We start from the raw sequence: 20,174 nt of genomic DNA, 5'->3' as shown, positions 1-20,174 counted from the left end.
ACCCCCATGACTTTCGTGACCTGGGTCATGTTAGTGGCATTTACTCTGTGGTGGGTGTCGTAGTTTTGGGTACTCGAGGGGCCGAAACCGGCCCCTCGGGGGAGTTACTCCTGGTTTAGGGCATACCAGAGCTGCCCCTGGGCGATGCTGCCGTCATTGACGGCGGTGCGCTCGGGCCAGAGCCAGCGGGCCTGGTGATCGCCCATGGTGGCCTGCAGGCGCTCCAGCAGGCAACGGTTCATCATGACGCCGCCACTGAGCACCATGGGGTAGTCCGGGTAGCGTTCCATCAGGCTGACCATCATCTGGGCAACGGCGTTGATGAAGGCCCGGGCCCAGGTGGCGGTGTCCAGCTTGCTGTGCCCCAGGGTCATCATCTGATGCACCAGGGGGGCGGTATCGATAATGGGGCCGATGCTGGCGGGCAGGCTCAGCAGGTTGACCTCGCTGTCCTGGCACTGCTCGGCGGCGGCTTCTAGCAGCATCCCGGCCTGACCGTCGAAGTCGGTCTCCCGGCACAATTGCAGGAAGCAAGCCATGGCGTCGAACAGGCGGCCCATGGAGCTGGAGTAGGGGGCGTTGATCCCCCGCTGCCACATCAGGTGCATGTTCTTCAGGGCCATATCCTTGATGCCGAACTTCTGAGGCCAGCCACTGGCCTGCACCTCCTCTAGGGAGTAGTGCTGGAACATCAGGGAGAGGGCCACCCGTACCGGGTGCTTGATCGCCTGTTCCCCGCCAATCAGGCGGAAGGGTTTGACGTAGTGCAGCCGGGTGTAGCCCTGGGTGTCGGCCAGCATCACTTCGCCACCCCACATCTGACCGTCGTCGCCCAGGCCGGTTCCGTCGAAGGCAAATCCCAGCACCTTGTCGGTGCGTTTGTGCTCCGCCATCACCGCCAGGATGTGGGCGTGATGATGTTGCACCTGCAGCAGGGGCAGTTCCCGTCGCTGAGCCAGGTTCTGGGCCCACTGACTGGAGCCATAGCCTGGGTGCAGGTCGGTCACCAGCCGCTCCACCTTGAGGTCGTAGATCCGCTGCAGCTGGGCCAGGGTGTGCTCGAAGTAGCCCTCGGTGGCCAGGTTATCCAGATCGCCGATGTGGGGACTGGTGATCGCCCTCTGGCCAAAGGCCAGGGCCAGGCGGTTCTTCTGCTGGGCCCCCACCGCCAGGGTGGTGAGCTGGGCTTCGTTGTCCAGGCGCTCGGTCTGAGGGGCAACCCCACGGGCCAGACGCCACCACTGGGTCTGGCCGCCGACCACCTGCACCACGGAGTCGTCGCAGGCGTTGAGTATGGGCCTGTCGTGATCCAGGATGCCGTCCACCACATGACCCAGTTTGTCCACCAGTTGGCTGAGCTCGGTGATCACCGGCTCGCCGGAGAGGTTGGCACTGGTGGCCACCAGCGGCCGGTCCAGCCGTTCCAGCAGCAGCTGATGGATGGGGGTGTAGGGCAGAAACAGTCCCAGGCGATCGATCCCCGGTGCCACAGACGGGGCCAGCGTGTCGCTGCCCAGGGTGCGCATCAGGGTTATGGGACGCTCCTGGGAGCAGAGGGTGTCCCACTCCTCGGTATCGCCCCTGACCAGAGTCTCGGCGGTGGCACGGTCTTTGACCATCACCGCCAGGGGTTTGGCGGGGCGGCGTTTGCGCCGCCTCAGGGTGTCCACCGCCAGGTCACTGGTGGCGTCACACATCAGGTGATAGCCCCCCAGCCCCTTGATGGCGATGATCTTGCCTTTGGCCAACTGGCTGCAGCAGTGGGCCAGGGGATCGGTGACCGTCAGCGGCTGACCATTGGCCTTGCGCCAGGTCAGTTGGGGTCCGCAGTGGGGACAACTGACTGGCTGGGCGTGGTAGCGCCGGTTGAGGGGATCCTTGTACTCCTTGGCACACTCGGGGCACATCTTGAAGCCTGCCATGGCCGTATTGGGCCTGTCGTAGGGCAGGTCGCGGATGATGGTGTACCTGGGGCCGCAATTGGTGCAGTTGGTAAAGGGGTAGTTGAAGTAGCGGCTGTCAGGGTTGCGGATGTCGTTGAGACAGTCGTCGCAACTGGCTTTGTCGGTGGCCAGGGCCACCTGGGCATCCTGCTTGCCGCTGCTTTCCAGAATTATGAACTCCGCCTCATCCAGATCGATGGGGTGATCCTCGATGGACAGGTGATCGACCTTGGCCAGAGGCGGGAGTTGGTTGCGCATGGCGTCTTCAAACGCGGCCAGCTGTGCCGTGGTGCCCTGCACCTCGATGGCGACGCCGTTGGCGTCATTGAGGACATTTCCGGTCAGGGCGTTGTCCGTGGCGTGGCGGTAGACAAAGGGTCGGAAGCCGACCCCTTGTACCGTACCAAGGATCTGGTAGTGCTGGCGCCTCAGACTCATGCACGCTTCCTGCGCTTGAGGAACAGACCACCGGCGGCCAGGTTGGAGCCGTCAAAGTCCAGCGCCTCGGGCCACATCAGGTGGAAGTTGTTGCCCAGGCGACGATGGATGCGATCCATCAGCGCCGGAGAGGCAAACTCATCCCCGGCCAGGGCCAGCTGATCGATGCCCACGTCCGCATCCAGTTGCTCCACCCAGTTGGCGACGAAGTCGGCGAAGGAGTCCACCAGGCCGTAGCAGGTGGCCTGGATGCTATTCTCATCGGCCATGGCGTAGCTGAGCGCTGCCTGCAGCGCCTTGTGGGCCTGCACCGTCAGCACCTCATCGTCGTCACGCTTGAGCTTGAAGTCGATGCGGGGGCTGTTCTTACCGTCATGGCCCAGGGCCAGGGCGGTGAACTTGCGGGCGGCGGTGAGGCGGTCGTCCCCGGGCTCGGCCACTTGCAGCAACCAGGCCACCAGGGCCATCAGGCTGGACAGGTTGCCACTGATGGGGGCGTCGCTCATGGCGTCCAGGGTGGCGGCACGCTCAGGATGCAGCTCGCGGAAGCGGGCCACCAGGCGTTCACCGGTCTCGGCGCCTTCGGCGATGGTGCTGAGGATCTGGTTTGGCGCGATCCACTGCTCCGGCAGCTTCACCAGCCACTGATACTCACCCTTGTCGTCCTGATGGATCAGGCCCGAGGGGCGGCTGCCACTCAGGTAGAGGGTGGCGGTGGTGGTGCCCTTGGGAGCGAACAGCTTGGCACCGTGATGGGCACAGGCGGCGGCCCAGCGGTTGTTGATGTTCTGACGACCATCTTCGCTCAGGGTCAGCTTGCCGTCGTCCACTTCGGCGCGATAGCCGCCGATCACCGCGTCATCCCACAGGGGCGCTTCGGGGCAGGGCAGGTCGGCCGGCTGGCGGCGGTGGCTCAGGGCCAGGGGCTTCTCTTCGAGGAAGGTGAGCACCAGCTTAGGCGTAGGCTCCACCTCTTCGACGGCCACCAGCTCCACACCGGCATCGGCCAGTTTCTGGGCCAGGCGCAGAGAGATCCTGTCGTCGGCCAGGTGGCACAGATAGGTGATGTGCGCCAGCTTGTTGGCCTTGGCAAACTCCGCCTTGGGCAGCAGTTGCAGCATGGGTTTCTCCAGGCTGCTCAGCAGGCGCACCCCCTGGTTGGATAGGTGCAGGGCAGAGTTCAGGGCTTCGGCGCGGCAGAACATCAGCTGACTGGGCTGAATGTCGCCGAGGCGACGGAAGCGGCGCAGGCCGCTGCCGGTGGCCAGGGTGCACTGGCCCTTGGCCAGGAAGGTGTCCACGGCCTGCTGCAACTGGTCGCTGTCCAGGCTGGGCTGAGCCTCACTGCCGCAGTGTTGGCAGGGCTGCAGGTGGTCACGGCAGTAGCCACAGTAGGGGTTGTGAACCGGGCCATGAGCCAGGGCGTGGTCGTCGCCCTCGAGCTCCTCAACCGGAAGCAGTTCACTGCGCTCCAGCCAGCAGGAGAGAGACCACTCCTGGCCCACCTGTTCGGCCAGCTCCGACAACTGTTCCTGATCGCCCTCGGCGATGAAGAAGTAGGTGTTGTCGGCTTTGCCTGTGGTGAGTACCTGGGGGTGGGTCAGCAGCTGGTTGCAGCGATGAGCGTAGTAGGGGACCGGACGGTCGCAATGGAAGTTAAACTTCAGCTTCATGGCTGGGGTCCTTAGGTGTCGCAGGATTGGTGGGCCAGGGCCTGGATGTCGAGATCCTTCACCTTGGTGGCGCGGATCCCCAGGGTCTCCAGATGACCAACCAGGGCTTTCTCCATGGTAGGTACAGCGCCTTTGACCTGGTCGGTAAGCTCGAAGCTCATGGACTCCAGGACGGTGGGCACCACACCCAGGACATAGGTCTTGGGCCTGTCGCCCACCATGTCCATCATGTTCAGGGTTTGCAGCATCTCCACTTCGTGGGCGCTGCCTTGCCAGTCCACCTCGGCGGGGGCCCGGTCAAAGTCGAAGAAGAAGACGTCGCCGTAGTTGGCGTTCGCTGAGTTGATGGTGTCGACCACCACTAGATGGTCATAAGGGGCAATCAGAGGAATCAGTGCGTTGGCCAGAGTGCCGCCGTCCATGAATTCCAACTGAGGTTGCCCCTCGAATTTGTAAGCTTTCTGGAAGTAGTTGGCAAAATGTACGCCGATGCCTTCATCGGCGTACAGTACATTGCCAATCCCCAGAATGAGGATTTTTTCTGGCATATCGATTACTTGTGCTTCATTGGGTGGTAGTCATAACCGGACACAATGGAATCCACAGAGTTGTGCTTGAAGCGGATGCCACTGAATACAGCCATGTATACATGGATAACCATGAAGATGACAAATACCCAGGTCAGGAAGTGGTGCAGCTCACGCACAAAGGCCAGGGTTCCGAACATCGGAATCAGGGCTTCGGCGATGGGCATAAAGGCACCACCCAGTCCTTCGTGATACACATGGGCGTGCAGGATAAGACCGGTCACACACATCACCACGATAACCATGGTCAGTGCGAAGTAGGTCATGTACTGCAGGGGTCCGTATACACCGGACTTGTGCATGTTGCCCATGTAACCGTAGGCCATCAGGTTCTCAATCCACTTCTTGGGACTGATCACATCACGAAATGAACGCCGCTCAATATCACTCTTGCTGAAGAAGTAAAGATAGGCGCGAATGATGGTGATCGCCACAAGGATGAAACCTGCAACCAGGTGGCCGAAGCGCACCCAGCCTTGCATCAGGTTGTCGGGTCCACCGTACTGGACCAAAAAGGGCCAGGAGATGTAGAACCCGGAGATTACCAGCAACACGATGGAGAGCGCACGCAGCCAATGGCAGATACGGATCACCGGCGTGAAGATGTAATCTCTTGAATGTGGAACCTTGTTAGACATAGCTCCTCCTTAGCAGGCGTTGGGTGCTACTTGGAACTGCCCCAGATCCTGGCCTTTGTAATCCATCACGTGTACGGCACAGGCCATACATGGGTCGAAGGAGTGGATGACGCGGATGATCTCCAGAGGCTTGGTAGGATCTTCCAGCTTCATGCCAACCAGGGACTGCTCGAAAGGACCAACCTTGCCGTTGGCATCCACAGGACCGGAGTTCCAGGTGGTGGGTACCACAGCCTGGTAGTTCTCGATCTTGCCACCCTTGATGCGGATCCAGTGGCTGAGCAGGCCGCGAGGTGCTTCAATCACACCCACACCCTTGTACTCTTTGTTGGGATCGATAACCGGCTCGATGTAGGTGGACTCATCAACAAGGATGTTGCTCACCAGGGCATCGAAGGTCTTCAGGCTGTTCTCGGCAACCAGCATGGTCTGAACCAGACGGGACGCGGTACGGCCCAGGGTGGTGAACAGAGCTTCAACTGGCAGGCCAGTGGCTTCCAGCAGACCGTTAACGGCGCCAACCACTTGCTTGTTACCACGGGCGTAGGCCACCAGCAGGCTGGACAGAGGGCCAACCTCGACGGGCTCACCGGCGTAGCGAGGAGACTTAACCCAGGAGTACTTACCGTCGTTGTCGAAGGTAGGCAGCTTACCGTACACGGTGTCACGCTCGATCAGGCCGGTGTAGTTAGGCTCGGTCACACCATCATAGGGGTGACGGGCCGCACCGTCCTGGTACCAGGAGTGAGTCACGTCTTCTTCGATCAGGGTCAGATCAACGTCCTGAACATCGCTCAGGTCGCCATTCATGATCACGCCCGGCTGGAACAGGTACTCGCCGTTGCCCAGGTAGAAGTCTTCGGCGGCCATGAAGTTCTTCACGCCCACGCCACCCAGTACGGAAGGCTCTTCTTTGTACGCTTCGGCAGCCATCAGAACGTCAGGCAGGTAGGCACGGTTGATGAAGTCGTTCACTTCGGCGTGCTTCTGCTTCCACTCTTGCAGACGGGCTGGGGACAGCATGTCGCGAACACAGCTTACGCCACCAACAACCAGGGATTGTGGGTGAGGCTGCTTACCACCGAAGATGGCCAGCATCTCGGCAGCTTTACGCTGAACTTCCAGGGCCTTCAGGTAGTGGGATACGGCGATCAGGTTCTGCTCGGGAGAGAACTTGTAGGTGCCGTTGCCCCAGTAGGCGTTAGCGAATGGACCCAGCTTACCGGTGTTAACCAGACCCTGTACCCGCTCCTGTACGGCGCGCAGTTCACCTTCGCCGGCGGCGATTGGGGTGGCGCTGTACTTCATGGCAACCTGGGCTGCCTTGGCAGGATCGGCGCTCAGAGCGGAGACGATGTCTACCCAGTCCAGGGCATGCAGGTGGTAGAAGTGCACCACGTGGTCATGCATGTACAGGGAGGACTGCATCAGGCTGCGCAGCAGCTTGGCGTTCTCAGGAATCTTCAGATCCAGAGCGTCTTCTACCGCTTCGATACTGCAGCGGTAGTGGGAGTAGGTACATACACCACAGATACGCTGAACCAGCAGACCAGCATCCATGGGGCTACGACCCTTCAGGATGGTTTCGATGCCGCGCCACAGGGTGGAGCCGGACCAGGCTTTGGTGATGACATTATTTTCATCGACCTCAACCTCGACACGAAGGTGACCTTCAATCCGGGTGATTGGATCGACTACAACACGTTTGCTCATCACTTATCCTCCACATCTTTGGCAAACACACCGGCTACGGCGTGGGCACCGAGACCTACTACCGACAGGCCAAGAATGGCGGTGCCGATAAAGTCAGCGGTCTTATCCAGGCTGTGGATATCGCGGCGACCCAGGGGTTTTTCGAAATCGGCCATGGCGTCCCAGAAGTTGGGCTCGGAACAACCGATACAGCCGTGACCGGCCAGCACGGGCCAGCTGGTGTGGTGGTTGAAGCGCTCGGTGGGGCAGTTGTTGTAGGTATAAGGACCCTTACAACCTACCTTGTACAGGCAGTAACCCTCTTTGGCGCCTTTATCACCAAATTTCTCGACGAACTCACCGGCGTCGAAACGACCGCGGCGCTCACAGTTGTCGTGAACACGTGCGCCGTAGGCCCACTTGGGACGGCCGTACATGTCCATTGGAGGCAGCTTGCCGAACATGACGAAGTACATCAGGGTGCCCACGATGTTCTTCTCACTTGGGGGACAGCCGCCCAGGTTCACAACGGGCTTGTGAACAACCTGGTCAACGCCCTTGGCTTCAGTTGGGTTTGGCGCAGCGGCCTGAACACCACCGAAGGCGGCACAGGTACCCACGGAAACGATGGCGGCGGCGCCTTCGGCTGCGTGGTGAATGATTTCAGTACCGGTGTGGCCCTTACAGCCTACGGTCAGGTAGTGACCATTGTCGGCGGTGGGGATGGCGCCCTCTACAGCCAGCACATAGCCGCCTTTGTAGGCTTCCAGTGCGTGCTCCAGGTTCTCTTCAGCCTGCCAGCCGGCGGCGGCCATCAGGGTCTCATGGTATTCCACAGAGATGTGGTCGAAGAGGACACTGTCGATGGAGGGGGTGTCACAGCGAATCAGGGATTCGGAACAACCGGTACATTCGGCCATGTGCAGCCAGATCAGCGGCACACGATCGGCGACCTCTGCCGCTTCGGCCACCAGTGGGCTGAAGGAGAGTGGCAGAGAAAGCATAGCGGTTACCTGTGCGGACCAGGTCATGAACTCCCGACGGGAGATGCCCTGGCTCTCGAGGCGTTGCATCAGCGGGGTGGACTTAACCGCGTTGAGTTTCTTCAACTCGGAAAGTCGCTTTTTTCCCCGCGAGAATAAAGCGTCGTACTGTCCCATATTTTTTAATCCTTGCATTGGGTACACGGGATTGCCAAGGAAAGTGTATGGAATTCGATGTTGGACATAATGACCGAGATCAATATTGGTGACATATATCCACAACCCTTGCTGTTAACGACCTGTTGTCGTGATCTGAATCATGGTTTTTTGGTAATTTAGGCTTGAACCATATTTTTTGTCTTATTTTTGGGGTTGAAAGTGAAAGAAATTTGTTAGCAGACCATGGGCAACCTGTATCTTTCCACATCTGAAATTGGCTGTTTCGCGGATCAATATGTGGGACATTTTGTCTGTGACGCCTGTCACTATGGGTCACTTTTGGAGACTTTTATCCTTTTTTGATATTCCTCAATCTTTTTAAGTCTCACGTTTTTTATTTCTTTGAATTTTGGAAAAAAGAGCCAATTAAAATAAATCATCGGCTCTTGAAAAAGTTTATCACTAAGTATTACGGATCCATTTTTCGTAATACTGGATATTGCTGATATTTGCTGTCGTAATAGGAACTATTCTCATAAAACCAGCGGAGCCGGGCCTGAGGGTTATTTGCAAAACTGGGATCTTCCGCCAGTTTTTCAGCAAAGGCTTTTTTCAGTGCCGGATCACTGTTCAGCATCTTCCGGGCCAGCGGTTCTACGGCGTACTGCTCAATATATTCGGTGCGGGTGAAGATAGGGTTGAAGAATCCCCACTGAAGCAGGGAGTCTGGGGCTTCGGGTTCCAGCAGCTGGATCGCCAGTTGTGCCAGGGGCTGGTCGGTGCTGACCTGCCAGGTGCCCTCGGGCAGGGTGTGCTGGCCAAAGTGCTCGGTGGCGGTGACCGACACCCGCTGGCGTCCCTCATAGTCCTTGTCGGCAAACTGGTGCTCCAGGCGGTAGGAACTCAGGGCCTGAGTCACCGGCTCTGACAACTGAGTCATCTGGATGCCGTGCAGTTTCAGCCTCTCCACCACCTGCTGCCATTGGGGGGGAATATAGTAGGCCGCTGGCCGGGCACGGTGAATTCCGGGCTTGGTGCGCCCGGTGACCGGCAGATTGGGGTAGAGCTTGGGCTCACCGTTCCAGCGGATCACCTGGGCACCGCTTACTTCGCTGATCTCCTTGGTGTAACCGATCCCCTTAAAATCCCACCCCTTGGGCTGACGTTCGCTCTCCCAGGTGAGGATCAGCGGGTCCGGCCGGCGGGCCTGATCCTGTTTTACCGCCTGACGCAGCTCTGCGCCCTTATCTGCCAGCAGCGCCAGTGTCTGTTCCAGCATCACATAGGTCCCCAGCACCCGCTGACGGAAGGGTTTGAGGCTGTGGTTCTCAATCAGGATGGTGGGCAGATGGCGGGCGTCGCCATAGCCATTGGAGTAGCGGGGGGAGGGGTTCCACAGACTGAGCCCCTGACTCAGGTCGGTGTTGTCCATGGCAAACACCAGGGGGCCGGGTATGTGGCCGGCCCGGCTAAGGGCTCCATCGACCGAGGGCCGGTAGATGTTATCCAGCCAGTGGTAGGTGGCCGGGCTGTGCCCCACCGCCAGGTTGTAGCCATAGGTGACGTCGTACTGGTAGTCGATGCCGTCGGTGACGTGCACATCTATATATAGAAGAGGCTTCCAAAGATTGAGGGCACGGATCATCGCCTGCATCTCCGGGGCATCCGCCTTGGCGTAGTCCCGGTTGAGGTTGAGGTTGGTGGCAGTGGTGCGCCAGCCCATCACCTCGGGTCCCCTCTGGTTGACCCTGTTGTAGGCGTCGCGGCGCTCATGGCCATCCACATTGAAGATGGGCACAAACAGCAGATTGACGCCGTTAAGCAAGGTCCCTTTCTCTCCCAGGGCCATATCCCGCAGCAGCATCATGCCCGCCTCCTTGCCGTCGATCTCGCCGGCGTGAATGCCCGCCTGCACCAGCAAGGTGGGGTTGCCGTTCGCCGCCAGTGCCTCTGGCGTGGCGGCACCCTCCTTCGACGCCACCACCATCCAGATCTCCCGCCCCTGGGGAGAGCTGCCCAGACTGACCTTGCTGAGCATGGGGGAGCGCTCAATCAGAGCATCGAGCCAGGCGAAGCTGTCCTGGTAATCCGGACTCAGGGTCAGGCCGCCGCGCTCTCCCGGGGTGGCGAGGGGATCGGAGGCGGGCAGCTGCAGCTGTTCACTGGCCCCTTGCCAGGGATGCTGGGGGGGCAGGATGGGATCATTGAGATAGTGGCCAAATGCCGTCATGGGCAGCAGGGCGGCGACGAGCAGGTGCTTCATGGTTTTCCTTGGGCAACGGATCAGGGATTCAACTTAAAGAGGGAGGATCGGTATTCACCTGCTCTAAGTCAACTGATTCGAAATTACTGAAAAAACTGAAATTCGAATTCTCATAGAGGGGAATAAATTTGATCCCAGTCAAGGCAATGCAAAGTTGCATCAAAAATGCCTTTATTGAGGTTCGGGGATATTTTAAGCTTGCCCCACTAAAACATGTATAACAGATATAACTTTAAAGGAGCGCCACCGTGTTTTGTATTCAATGTGAGCAAACCATGCAAACCCCAGTGGGAAATGGCTGTCAGTATGCCATGGGCATGTGCGGCAAGACCGCTGAGATTTCCGATCTCCAGGACGTACTGGTCTACATGCTGCAAGGCGTAAGCGCCTATGCCCACGCCGCCCGCGAAGTGGGTGTGGTGGACGCCGATGCAGATGCATACATTCCCCAGGCATTCTTCTCTACCCTGACCAACGTGAACTTCGATGAGAACCGTCTGATCGAGTACACCGCCAAGGCGATCGACACCAAGGCCCGCCTGAAGGCCGCTTATGAGGCTGCCTGCACCGTTAAGGGTGTTGAGCCTAAGGTTCTGGCCGGTGCCGGTCAGTTCGAGATCACCGCCGAAAAGGCCGCCATGCTGAGCCAGGCGCCTGCCACCGTGGTAAACCGTGGCCTGAATGACGTCGGTGAAGACATCGTAGGTCTGCGCCTGCTGGTGCTCTATGGCCTCAAAGGTGTGGCCGCTTACATGGAACATGCCCGCATTCTGAAGAAGCAGGATGAAGCGGTTTACGCCGAGTTCCACCGCATTATGGCCCGTCTGGGTGAAGACCCAAGCGATCTGAACGAACTGCTGGAACTGGCCATGGCCTGTGGCCACCTGAACTTCAAGGTGATGGAGATGCTGGACGCCGGCGAAACCGAAGCCTTCGGTCATCCGGTGCCCACCAAGGTGAACATGAAGCCTGTGGCTGGCAAGGCGATCCTGGTGTCCGGTCACGATCTCATCGACCTGCAGCACATCCTGGAGCAGACCAAGGACAAGGGCATCAACGTCTACACCCATGGTGAGATGCTGCCTGCCCACGCCTACCCTGAACTGGGTGGCAAATACCCTCACCTGGTCGGCAACTACGGCTCCGCCTGGCAGAACCAGCAGAAGGAGTTCGCCAACTTCCCCGGTGCTATCGTGATGACCTCCAACTGTCTGATCGATCCCAACCCAGGTTCTTACGCTGACCGTCTGTTCACCCGCAACATCGTGGGCTGGCCTGGGGTGACTCACCACACCGGTCAGGACTACGCCGAGGTGATCGCCAAGGCTCTGGAATGTGAAGGCTTCAAGTACGACGAGATCCCTCACTACACCATGACCGGCTTCGCCCGTAACGCCCTGATGGCGGCGGCCCCGGCCGTGGTAGAACAGGTGAAGGCCGGCAACATCCGTCACTTCTTCCTGGTTGGCGGCTGTGACGGCGACAAGCAGGAGCGTAACTACTTCACCGAATTCACCAAGGCGGCGCCTCAGGACACCCTGCTGCTGACCCTGGCCTGCGGTAAGTTCAAGTTTAACGACCTGGAGTTCGGTGACATCAACGGCATCCCCCGTCTGCTGGACGTGGGTCAGTGCAACGATGCCTACTCCGCCATTCAGCTGGCTCTGGCTCTGGCCGAGACCTTCGAGTGCGGCGTGAACGACCTGCCTCTGTCCCTGATTCTGTCCTGGTTCGAGCAGAAGGCGATCGCCATCCTGTTGACCCTGCTGGCTCTGGGCATCAAGGATATCCGCGTCGGTCCTACCGTACCCGGCTTCCTGACCCCCAACCTGATCAATCACCTGCATGAGCAGACCGGCTTGCGCCTGACCACCACTGTGGAGCAGGATATGGCCGACATCCTGGGTTAAGACCCAAGACCTAAGGCAAAGGGGAGCATGGCTCCCCTTTTCTTCCTACAGGAGAGGTATTGATGCAGCTGACCTGCACAGAGATTCGGGCGGAAACCCACGACGTGAACACCTATCTGTTCGAGTCGGACCAGCCCATCGACTTCATTCCTGGCCAGTTTCTGCCTCTGCAGGTGGAGATCGACGGCCAGAGCCACAGCCGTTGCTACAGCCTGGCTTCCATTCCAGGTGACAACCGCTATGCCCTGACCATCAAGCGGGTCAGCGGTGGGCTGGTGTCCAATCACCTGGCGGACAACGCCAAGGTAGGTGACCGGTTTGATACCCTGGCGGCGGGCGGCGAGTTTCACTACCAGTTTGCTCAAGAGGGCAAGCTGCTGATGCTCAGTGCCGGCTGTGGCATTACCCCGGTCTACTCCATGCTCAGGGCCCGCCTGCTGGCGGATCCCGAGGCGGACATCATCTTCGTTCACAGTGCCCGTACACCGGCGGACCGCATCTTCCCTGAACAGCTGGAACAGCTGGCCCGGGATCACGCCAACCTCAAACTATGCTGGGTGGTGTCCAAGGGGGCGGAATCCGGTCAGCACGACGGCATCCTCGATGCGCGTATGTTGCTGTCTCTGGCCACCGACATTCGGGATCGCACCATCCTGATGTGCGGACCCCAGGGCTATATGGAAGCGGCACACCAGTGGTTTGATGCCCTGGGCGTGGACGCCAGCCGGGTCTTTCATGAAGCCTTTGCTCCGATATCCGGCGACAATGGCCCTGAATCGGCCTCAGACAGCGCCGGCTATACCCTGGCCGTAGGTGACAAGTCTGTCGCCATTGACGGCTCTCAGACGGTTCTGGAGGCGCTGGAGGCGGGTGGTTTGCCGATCTTCGCCGCCTGTCGTGCCGGTGTCTGTGGCAGCTGCAAGTGCAAAGGGGAGGGGACGAAGCTGGAGCGCAGTGCCGTCGGTCCGCTGACGCCCCAGGAGCTGGAGGAGGGCTACTTCCTGGCCTGCGCCTCCAAGGTGACCGGGGACATGCAGGTGACCCTGCCTTAGTATCAGTGATCGCCATGGCTGTTCTTAGGGGCAGCCAAAGTGGGTAATTTTGACCTCCCAAGTCCAATCATCAAGCCTCCTTTTTGGAGGCTTTTTTGTGCTCCGAAAGGGCGGGTTTTCAGCAAACCCTGACTCAAAATGGCTCGATCCTGACACCCTGACTGGCCATCTCAAGGTGACCGAAGAGCCTCTCTCGAATTGCCGTTGGGACAAAATGACCCGACGAGAATCGGCGTCAAATGAGCTTCGGTAAATCCAGTCGTTCATCTGCTATTATTGTGTGATCGCGATCTCACTATCGAACGAAAAATGGTCGATGCCAGGTTGCGTGATTGTTAATGAGTGGTTGGGTTGAGGTGAAATGAGTCGGGCGCTTGGTCAAACCAATTTTCCCCTGGTTAAATCTGTGTGACTGAATGTGACTTTAAATGATCGTCAAATGTTGCATTTTGTGGTTTCTTTCATAATTGTGAACCTGATTTTACATAAATTTAACTAAATTCAGCCCGGCAATAAGTGATACCTGGGTCACAGTCTGTCCAGGGGGCCACCTTTAGACTCCGCCAAAACTGCCGACACACACACAGCGGAGAATATAATGAAAATCGCCTTGTTCATCCCTTGCCTGGTGAACCACATGCAACCTAATGTGGGCATCGCCACGGTAGAGCTTCTTGAGAAGCTGGGGCACCAGGTCATCCTCCCCGAGGGTCAGACCTGCTGCGGTCAACCTATGACCAACTCCGGTTGCTTCGAGGATGCGAAAAAAACCACGCTGAAACTGCTGAACGCCTTCAAAGGCATCGACTGCGATTACATCGTATGTCCAGCAGCCTCCTGCATGATCGCCGCCAAGGAAAACTTCCACGAGTTCGACTGCAGCCCAGAAGCTACCGCTGTGATCGGCAAGCTGAAGGAACTGACCGAGTTCCTGCACGACATCCACGGCCTGGAGCGCTTCAACAAGCCCTTCAACCACAAAGTTAGCCTGCAGATGTCCTGTCACGGCATCCGTATGCTGGATCTGGCCACGCCCTCTGAAATCAAAGGCAGCGGCGGTTACAACAAGGTGGAAGCCCTGCTGTCCCGCATCGAAGGCATCGACATCGCCTACCCTGAGCGCCGCGACGAATGTTGTGGCTTCGGTGGCACCTTCGCCCTGGATGAAGGCGCAGTGTCCGGCAAAATGGGTAAAGACAAGGCTCAAGCGCACGCCAACACCGGCGCCCGCTACGTGGTGGGCTTCGACCCATCCTGTCTTTTGCACCTGGACGGCGTTATCCGTCGCGAGGGGCACCCCGTGGAAACTCTGCACATCGCAGAACTGCTCAACCAAGCACTGTAAGGAGCGACGATCATGGCACTGATAGGTGGAATCGAGTCTCATGCCAGTGCGGCTGAGAAGTTTAACCGCGACGTAGACCGCGTTAACTGGCACGACAAGGCTCTGTGGAACCTGCGTCACAAGCGTGACCTGGCTGCAGAATCCCAGCCCGAGTGGGAAGACCTCAAGCAATTGGGTTCTGAGTACAAGCTGCACACTCTGGCCAACCTCAAGCACTACCTGACCGAGTTTGAGGCCAACTGTAAGAAGAACGGCATCGTCGTGCACTGGGCGAAGGATGGCAAAGAGCACAATGAAATCGTGCACAGCATCCTGGCCAAGCACAACGTGAAGAACCTGGTGAAGTCCAAGTCCATGCTGACTGAGGAATGTCACCTGAACCCTTACCTGATCGAGCGCGGCATCGACGTTATCGATACCGACCTGGGTGAGCGCATCATCCAGCTGAACGAGCAGCCACCCAGCCACATCGTGGTACCGGCCATCCACCTGAAGAAAGAGGAGGTTGGCGAGCTGTTCCACCGCAAGATCGGTTCCGAGAAGGGTGCATCCTGCCCGACCTACCTGACCAAGCAAGCCCGTGCTCACCTGCGTCAGAAGTTCCTGGAAGCCGATGCCGGCCTGACTGGTGTGAACATGGCGGTAGCCAGCGAAGGCGCCGTTGCCATCGCCACCAACGAAGGTAACGCCGACATGGGTGTGAACCTGCCTAAGGTTCAGATCCACTGCATGGGTATCGACAAAATCGTGCCTAACATGGATGCGGCCAGCGTGCTGTCCCGTACCCTGGCCCGTAACGCCACCGGCCAGCCCATCACCTCCTACACCACCTTCTACAAGGGCCCTAAAGAGGGCGGTGAGATGCACGTGGTACTGGTGGACAACGGTCGTACCAAACTGTTCCAGGACGAGCTGCTGGCGGAAGCCTACAAGTGTATCCGCTGTGGTGGCTGTCTGAACACCTGCCCGGTATACCGTCGTTCCAGCGGCTTCAGCTACAACGCGCTGATCCCTGGCCCCATCGGTATTGCCGTAAGCGCCGGCGATGACGAAACTCACTCCCTGGCCTGGGCCTGCTCCCTGTGTGGTTCCTGTACTCAGGTGTGCCCCACCAAGGTGCCTCTGGACAAGATCATCTTCAAGTGGCGTCGCATCCACTCCGAGCAGGGCAAACTGCCTTATGGCAAGAATGGCTACATGCCTTGGGTTGGTAAGTTCATGGCCAATGAGACCATGCTGAACCTGGGTATGGCCAGCGCCCGTACCGCCCTGCGTATCCTGCCTGATGCTCTGATGAAGCCTTTCGGCATGGATTGGACCAAACACCGTGAACTGCCTAAAGCACCTAAGACCGGCTCCTTCGAAGCGTGGTTCAAGAAAAACCGGGAGAACAAATAATGTCTAGCCGTGACGCAATTTTTGCCGCATTGGATAAGTGCAACCTGCCCGATGCACCCATGCCTTCGATCACCATCGAGCCCAACAACGAAGACCTGATGGGTCAGTACGAAGCCAACCTGACCAAGGTGGGTGGCACTCTGGTTCGCGTTAAGGAGCTGAGTGAAGTACAGGCGCACCTGGACAAGGCGATGGCCGACGGTCAGTCCGTAGTCTGCCGTGTTGAAGGTCTGAATGGTAACCGTGAACTGGATGCCAAGCCTCACACCCTGCAGGATCTGGATCTGGCTCTGATCGATGCCGAGGCTGCGGTTGCTGAAAATGGCGCGGTGTTCGTTCGCGAAACCGCCAGCGGTCACCGGGTACTGCCCTACATTACCGAGAACCTGGCGGTCGTGGTGAAGGCGGACACCCTGGTTGCCAACATGCACGAAGTGGTTAAGAACGTGAAGCTGGAGTCCGGTCAGCATGGTGCCTTTATCGCCGGTCCTTCCAAGACCGCCGACATCGAACAGGCCCTGGTTATTGGTGCCCACGGCGCCTGCTCCATGACCGTATACATGCTGGACTAAGGGGTCGTTGACCGGAATCGACAGGACGCGCCGGTGCGAAAAGACGCACCGGGGCGGGGGCCACAGCCCCCGCCTCCCGATGCAGAGTCTCCATCCCTGGCTCTGTGGGACGACTCCCCCGCACACAAGGGGGAACGATTCCCGGTCATCCATCTTCACGTGTAGTTAGCACACACGTTTGGCTCATTTCGATGAGCCTTTTTTCTCTCTCCCCGGCAAGGCCGGGCTAGCACACAGGTTTGGCTCATCCTGGAGCGATACGGCCTGTTGTCTTTCTGAAGACTCACCCAGACTCTTTTGGTCCATTGCAAGCCGGCCGTTTTTCTGCATTTAATGCTTTAGGGAAAATGGAAGTCAAGGAGTGGCTTGTGCAGGAGAGAACCAGGGCACAAAACCCACCAAATTTGCTGCAAGCTCGAAATTTGGTCAAACGATTTGGCGATCTCACCGCCGTTGACCAACTGAATCTGGTGCTCCGCGAGGGGGAGTGTTTTGGCCTTCTGGGGCCAAACGGTGCCGGAAAGTCCACCACTCTGGAGATGCTTGAGGGGATTTTGCCACCCACCTCCGGCGATATCCTGTTCGATGGGGAGCCCCTCAAAGGGGATTACCGTCAGCAGATTGGCATCCAGTTCCAGGCCACCGCCTTGCCGGAACACCTGTCGGTCAGCGACTGCCTGACCCTGTTTGCCAGCCTCTATCACACCACCTGGGAGCGCCAGGATCTGATTCGGATCTGCCGCCTCGAAGAGCTGTTGGAGCAGCGCCATCAGACCCTGTCCGGAGGGCAAAGGCAACGATTGTTGCTGGCCCTGGCCCTGATCAACAAACCCAGATTGCTGTTTCTTGATGAACCCACCACGGGTCTGGATCCCCAGGCCAGGCACAATTTCTGGTCGCTGATCCGCGCCGTCAGGGACACAGGCACCACCATATTGCTGACCACTCACTACATGGATGAGGCGGAGCAGCTGTGCGATCGCATCGCCATCATGGATCATGGCCGGATACTGCGTGAAGACACCCCCCTGAGGCTGATTGAGCAGGAGTTTTGTGCCCGCCTGGTGAGCCTGCCGGCCGAGCTGTCACTGGGAGAGAGTTGGGCCAAACCCTGGCTCAAGCGCAATGGTCGTCAGGAGTATCACACCGATGACGTCAATCAGGTGCTCGGTGAGTTGCAGCAGCGCAACATCGACATCACCGGCCTGAACATCCGTCGCCCCAACCTGGAAGATCTCTTCCTGAAACTCACCGGACATCAACTGAGGAGCTGAGGATGCGCAGTCTGTTGGCATTGATCCATGCCCGAAACCTGGAGTTTGTCCGGGACAGGTCCGCCCTGGGGTGGAGCCTGATGTTTCCGCTGATGTTGATCGTCGGCTTTGGCATCGCTTTTTCCGACACCGATAAGCCGGAGTACAAGCTGGGGGTGGTGGGGCAGCCCGCCTATCTGGACACCCTGAAGCAGACCCGCTACCTGCAGTTGATCCCCTATGAAGATCCGCAACTGGCCCTGACCAAGGTGGGGCGCCATCAGCTGGATCTGCTGCTGACCGAGCAGGGGTATGTGGTGAATCCGGACTCCATGAAGGGCTACCTGGCTGAACGGATCCTCAAGGCCGAGGTGGGGGAGTTGCCTGCCACCCAGGTCCAGGGAGAGGCGGTGCGTTACATCGACTGGCTGATGCCGGGCGTCATCGGCATGAACATGATGTTTTCCGGTTTGTATGGGGTGGGCTATGTCATCGTCCGCTATCGAAAGAATGGGGTGCTCAAACGCTACCAGGCGACGCCCATGAAGCCCTGGATCTTCATTTTGTCGCAGATCTGCAGCCGGCTTCTGCTGATGATGGCCACCGCCACCCTGGTGTTTGTGGCCTGCACCCTGATGTTCTCCATCCCCATCAGCGGCAGCCTGGCTCTGCTGTTTGTGACCGCCCTGCTGGGGGCGCTGTCCCTGGTCAGCATCGGCCTGCTGGTGGCTTGCCGGACCCGTTCCGAGGAGTTTGGCAATGGGGTGCTGAACCTGATCGCCTGGCCGATGATGTTTCTGTCTGGGGTGTGGTTCTCCCTGGAGGGGACTGCCCCCTGGATTCAGGCCCTGGCCAATTTGTTGCCACTCTCCCACCTCAATGCCGCCAGTCGTGCCATTATTATTGACGGCGTCGGGGTCAGTGGCTTGCTGCCGCACTGGCTGGCGCTGATCACCATATCCGCTGTGGCGATATTTGTCGGCGCCAGGTGGTTTCGTTGGAACTAGGAGAGTTTATGGCGAAGGTAATGGGCGTCGGGGGGATCTTTTTCAAGAGTCAGAACCCCAAGTTATTGGGACAGTGGTACCGGGACCACCTAGGAATGGAGGTGGGCGAGTATGGCGCCGATTTCTCGCCCTCTGCCATGCCACAGAATGGCCTGACGGTATGGTGTCCCTTTGGTGAAGACACCGAGTATTTCCAGCCATCGGACCGGCCTTTTATGTTCAATCTGGTGGTGGATGATCTGCCTGCAGCCCTGGCTCAGGTGGAGGCGGGAGGCGCTACCCTGGTGGGCGAGATCGTCAAGGAGTCCTATGGCCAGTTCGGTTGGTTCGTCGACCCCGAAGGCAACAAGGTGGAGCTGTGGCAGCCCGCCTGAACCTGCTGGCACAAATCGGGCGCGCTGATTACAATAGGCGCCCCCTAATGTGCAGTTGGAGAGAAGGGTGAACGATCATCAACACTGGATGCGCCGGGCCATGGAGCTGGCGGCCGAAGCGGAAGCCCTGGGTGAGGTACCTGTGGGAGCAGTGCTGGTGAAACAGGGTGAGGTGGTGGCCGAAGGCTACAACCGCAGCATCGTCGATCACGACCCCTCTGCCCACGCGGAGATGCAGTGCCTGCGTCAGGCGGGCTCCAAGCTGGAAAACTACCGCCAGCTGGATACCACCCTGTATGTGACTCTGGAACCCTGCCCCATGTGCGCCGGTGCCCTGGTGCACGCCCGGGTGGACACCGTGGTCTTTGGGGCGTCAGATCCCAAAACCGGTGCGGCAGGCAGTGTGATGGATCTGCTGCGCCATCCATCGCTCAATCATCAGGTAGAGGTCATTGGTGGGGTGTTGGCTGAGCCCTGCGCGCAGCAGCTGAGTGATTTCTTCAAGCGGCGCAGGGCGGAAAAGAAAGCCTTGAAACTGGCTCAGAGGGCTTCTGAAGACGCTTCCTGATGGAAGACTTTGGTGCGGTGCAGAATTTTCATGTGGTCGCGCTTTCTCAGCGCCCTCCTGCGCTCGGACAGGCTGCTCAGGGCTTTACGGCGACGTGCTGGAGTTCTTAACATTTCTCTCTCCTCCTCTTTATTCTCTCTATTTGGACCCTATCCTCATCTGTTTGCAGTTCGATGACATCGGTTTTGAGCTTTTGTTGCGGCTTTGGTTCCCAAAGGCGTCCGATCTCGGTCACTGTTTAAACTAAAACTGGGATGGCTGCATGATTGCCCCTAAAAACCAAGGGACAAACCTTTGATTTGCCCCTTGTTATAAGAGA

Annotated in this window: 17 protein-coding genes; 9 read left to right on the top strand and 8 right to left on the bottom strand. The window is 58.6% G+C overall.

Annotated elements, in window-relative coordinates; translation table 11 throughout:
• Nucleotides 1–104: 104 nt before the first annotated feature.
• The 7 genes from hypF to QUE41_RS17470 all read right to left on the bottom strand — a co-directional run bounded on the left by hypF (nucleotide 105) and on the right by QUE41_RS17470 (nucleotide 10,376).
• Nucleotides 105–2,381, bottom strand: coding sequence for a carbamoyltransferase HypF (hypF, locus tag QUE41_RS17500; RefSeq protein WP_286340269.1), 2,277 nt, complete (start codon nucleotides 2,379–2,381; stop codon nucleotides 105–107).
• Nucleotides 2,378–4,054 (bottom strand): hypothetical protein, encoded by a 1,677-nt coding sequence (locus QUE41_RS17495; RefSeq protein WP_286340268.1) that lies wholly within the window; start codon nucleotides 4,052–4,054, stop codon nucleotides 2,378–2,380. Before QUE41_RS17495 ends, hypF begins: the two co-directional genes overlap by 4 nt.
• Before the next feature lie 11 nt (nucleotides 4,055–4,065).
• Nucleotides 4,066–4,602, bottom strand: coding sequence for a HyaD/HybD family hydrogenase maturation endopeptidase (locus tag QUE41_RS17490; protein ID WP_286340267.1), 537 nt, complete (start codon nucleotides 4,600–4,602; stop codon nucleotides 4,066–4,068).
• 5 nt (nucleotides 4,603–4,607) lie between these two features.
• On the bottom strand, nucleotides 4,608–5,279 hold the full coding sequence (gene cybH, locus QUE41_RS17485) for a Ni/Fe-hydrogenase, b-type cytochrome subunit (protein WP_286340266.1): 672 nt from the start codon (nucleotides 5,277–5,279) through the stop codon (nucleotides 4,608–4,610).
• A 9-nt stretch (nucleotides 5,280–5,288) separates the two neighbouring features.
• Nucleotides 5,289–6,992 carry a nickel-dependent hydrogenase large subunit gene (locus tag QUE41_RS17480; RefSeq protein WP_286340265.1) on the bottom strand — a complete coding sequence of 568 codons (1,704 nt, stop codon included), beginning with the start codon at nucleotides 6,990–6,992 and terminating at the stop codon, nucleotides 5,289–5,291.
• On the bottom strand, nucleotides 6,992–8,131 hold the full coding sequence (locus tag QUE41_RS17475) for a hydrogenase small subunit (RefSeq protein WP_286340264.1): 1,140 nt from the start codon (nucleotides 8,129–8,131) through the stop codon (nucleotides 6,992–6,994). Before QUE41_RS17475 ends, QUE41_RS17480 begins: the two co-directional genes overlap by 1 nt.
• Before the next feature lie 451 nt (nucleotides 8,132–8,582).
• Complete coding sequence (locus tag QUE41_RS17470) at nucleotides 8,583–10,376, bottom strand: M14 family metallopeptidase (RefSeq protein ID WP_286340263.1); 1,794 nt, start codon at nucleotides 10,374–10,376, stop codon at nucleotides 8,583–8,585.
• Nucleotides 10,377–10,624: 248 nt separating this feature from the next.
• Here QUE41_RS17470 and hcp point away from each other — a divergent pair, with 248 nt between their 5' ends.
• From hcp to tadA, 9 genes are all read left to right on the top strand, one after another.
• Nucleotides 10,625–12,286 (top strand): hydroxylamine reductase, encoded by a 1,662-nt coding sequence (gene hcp, locus QUE41_RS17465; RefSeq protein ID WP_286340262.1) that lies wholly within the window; start codon nucleotides 10,625–10,627, stop codon nucleotides 12,284–12,286.
• A 62-nt stretch (nucleotides 12,287–12,348) separates the two neighbouring features.
• On the top strand, nucleotides 12,349–13,338 hold the full coding sequence (locus QUE41_RS17460; RefSeq protein ID WP_286340261.1) for an FAD-binding oxidoreductase: 990 nt from the start codon (nucleotides 12,349–12,351) through the stop codon (nucleotides 13,336–13,338).
• Between the two features lie 598 nt (nucleotides 13,339–13,936).
• The gene (locus QUE41_RS17455; RefSeq protein ID WP_286340260.1) at nucleotides 13,937–14,683 is read left to right on the top strand and encodes a (Fe-S)-binding protein; all 747 of its coding nucleotides are present in this window, start codon (nucleotides 13,937–13,939) and stop codon (nucleotides 14,681–14,683) included.
• A gap of 12 nt (nucleotides 14,684–14,695) precedes the next feature.
• Nucleotides 14,696–16,081, top strand: coding sequence for a lactate utilization protein B (locus tag QUE41_RS17450; protein WP_286340259.1), 1,386 nt, complete (start codon nucleotides 14,696–14,698; stop codon nucleotides 16,079–16,081).
• Complete coding sequence (locus QUE41_RS17445; protein ID WP_286340258.1) at nucleotides 16,081–16,653, top strand: LutC/YkgG family protein; 573 nt, start codon at nucleotides 16,081–16,083, stop codon at nucleotides 16,651–16,653. Before QUE41_RS17450 ends, QUE41_RS17445 begins: the two co-directional genes overlap by 1 nt.
• Nucleotides 16,654–17,075: 422 nt before the next feature.
• Nucleotides 17,076–17,927: an ABC transporter ATP-binding protein gene (locus tag QUE41_RS17440; RefSeq protein WP_286340257.1), complete on the top strand. Its 852-nt coding sequence runs from the start codon at nucleotides 17,076–17,078 to the stop codon at nucleotides 17,925–17,927.
• A gap of 2 nt (nucleotides 17,928–17,929) precedes the next feature.
• The gene (locus tag QUE41_RS17435; protein WP_286340256.1) at nucleotides 17,930–18,913 is read left to right on the top strand and encodes an ABC transporter permease; all 984 of its coding nucleotides are present in this window, start codon (nucleotides 17,930–17,932) and stop codon (nucleotides 18,911–18,913) included.
• An 8-nt stretch (nucleotides 18,914–18,921) separates the two neighbouring features.
• Nucleotides 18,922–19,287 carry a VOC family protein gene (locus QUE41_RS17430; protein WP_286340255.1) on the top strand — a complete coding sequence of 122 codons (366 nt, stop codon included), beginning with the start codon at nucleotides 18,922–18,924 and terminating at the stop codon, nucleotides 19,285–19,287.
• A gap of 67 nt (nucleotides 19,288–19,354) precedes the next feature.
• Entirely contained in the window at nucleotides 19,355–19,855 is a 501-nt protein-coding gene (gene tadA, locus QUE41_RS17425; RefSeq protein ID WP_286340254.1) for a tRNA adenosine(34) deaminase TadA, read from the top strand.
• Here tadA and QUE41_RS17420 read toward each other — a convergent pair.
• Nucleotides 19,828–19,968: a hypothetical protein gene (locus QUE41_RS17420; RefSeq protein ID WP_286340253.1), complete on the bottom strand. Its 141-nt coding sequence runs from the start codon at nucleotides 19,966–19,968 to the stop codon at nucleotides 19,828–19,830. The two genes, tadA and QUE41_RS17420, sit on opposite strands and share 28 nt — an antisense overlap.
• Nucleotides 19,969–20,174: the final 206 nt, after the last annotated feature.

The sequence above is a fragment of the Ferrimonas sp. YFM genome (assembly GCF_030296015.1).
In the GTDB taxonomy this organism is placed as follows: Bacteria; Pseudomonadota; Gammaproteobacteria; order Enterobacterales; family Shewanellaceae; genus Ferrimonas.
Note: the sequence above shows the minus strand (reverse complement) of the source record. Positions and strands in the feature narration are given on the sequence as shown.

What these genes read in the sequence shown, in the direction of transcription:
- QUE41_RS17470 (WP_286340263.1), bottom strand. Translation starts at nt 10,376, where the DNA reads ATGAAGCACCTGCTCGTCGCCGCCCTGCTGCCCATGACGGCATTTGGC.
- QUE41_RS17455 (WP_286340260.1), top strand. Translation starts at nt 13,937, where the DNA reads ATGAAAATCGCCTTGTTCATCCCTTGCCTGGTGAACCACATGCAACCT.
- QUE41_RS17435 (WP_286340256.1), top strand. Translation starts at nt 17,930, where the DNA reads ATGCGCAGTCTGTTGGCATTGATCCATGCCCGAAACCTGGAGTTTGTC.
- hypF (WP_286340269.1), bottom strand. Translation starts at nt 2,381, where the DNA reads ATGAGTCTGAGGCGCCAGCACTACCAGATCCTTGGTACGGTACAAGGG.
- QUE41_RS17490 (WP_286340267.1), bottom strand. Translation starts at nt 4,602, where the DNA reads ATGCCAGAAAAAATCCTCATTCTGGGGATTGGCAATGTACTGTACGCC.
- QUE41_RS17450 (WP_286340259.1), top strand. Translation starts at nt 14,696, where the DNA reads ATGGCACTGATAGGTGGAATCGAGTCTCATGCCAGTGCGGCTGAGAAG.
- QUE41_RS17475 (WP_286340264.1), bottom strand. Translation starts at nt 8,131, where the DNA reads ATGGGACAGTACGACGCTTTATTCTCGCGGGGAAAAAAGCGACTTTCC.
- QUE41_RS17460 (WP_286340261.1), top strand. Translation starts at nt 12,349, where the DNA reads ATGCAGCTGACCTGCACAGAGATTCGGGCGGAAACCCACGACGTGAAC.
- QUE41_RS17445 (WP_286340258.1), top strand. Translation starts at nt 16,081, where the DNA reads ATGTCTAGCCGTGACGCAATTTTTGCCGCATTGGATAAGTGCAACCTG.
- QUE41_RS17430 (WP_286340255.1), top strand. Translation starts at nt 18,922, where the DNA reads ATGGCGAAGGTAATGGGCGTCGGGGGGATCTTTTTCAAGAGTCAGAAC.
- QUE41_RS17420 (WP_286340253.1), bottom strand. Translation starts at nt 19,968, where the DNA reads ATGTTAAGAACTCCAGCACGTCGCCGTAAAGCCCTGAGCAGCCTGTCC.
- QUE41_RS17495 (WP_286340268.1), bottom strand. Translation starts at nt 4,054, where the DNA reads ATGAAGCTGAAGTTTAACTTCCATTGCGACCGTCCGGTCCCCTACTAC.
- cybH (WP_286340266.1), bottom strand. Translation starts at nt 5,279, where the DNA reads ATGTCTAACAAGGTTCCACATTCAAGAGATTACATCTTCACGCCGGTG.
- QUE41_RS17480 (WP_286340265.1), bottom strand. Translation starts at nt 6,992, where the DNA reads ATGAGCAAACGTGTTGTAGTCGATCCAATCACCCGGATTGAAGGTCAC.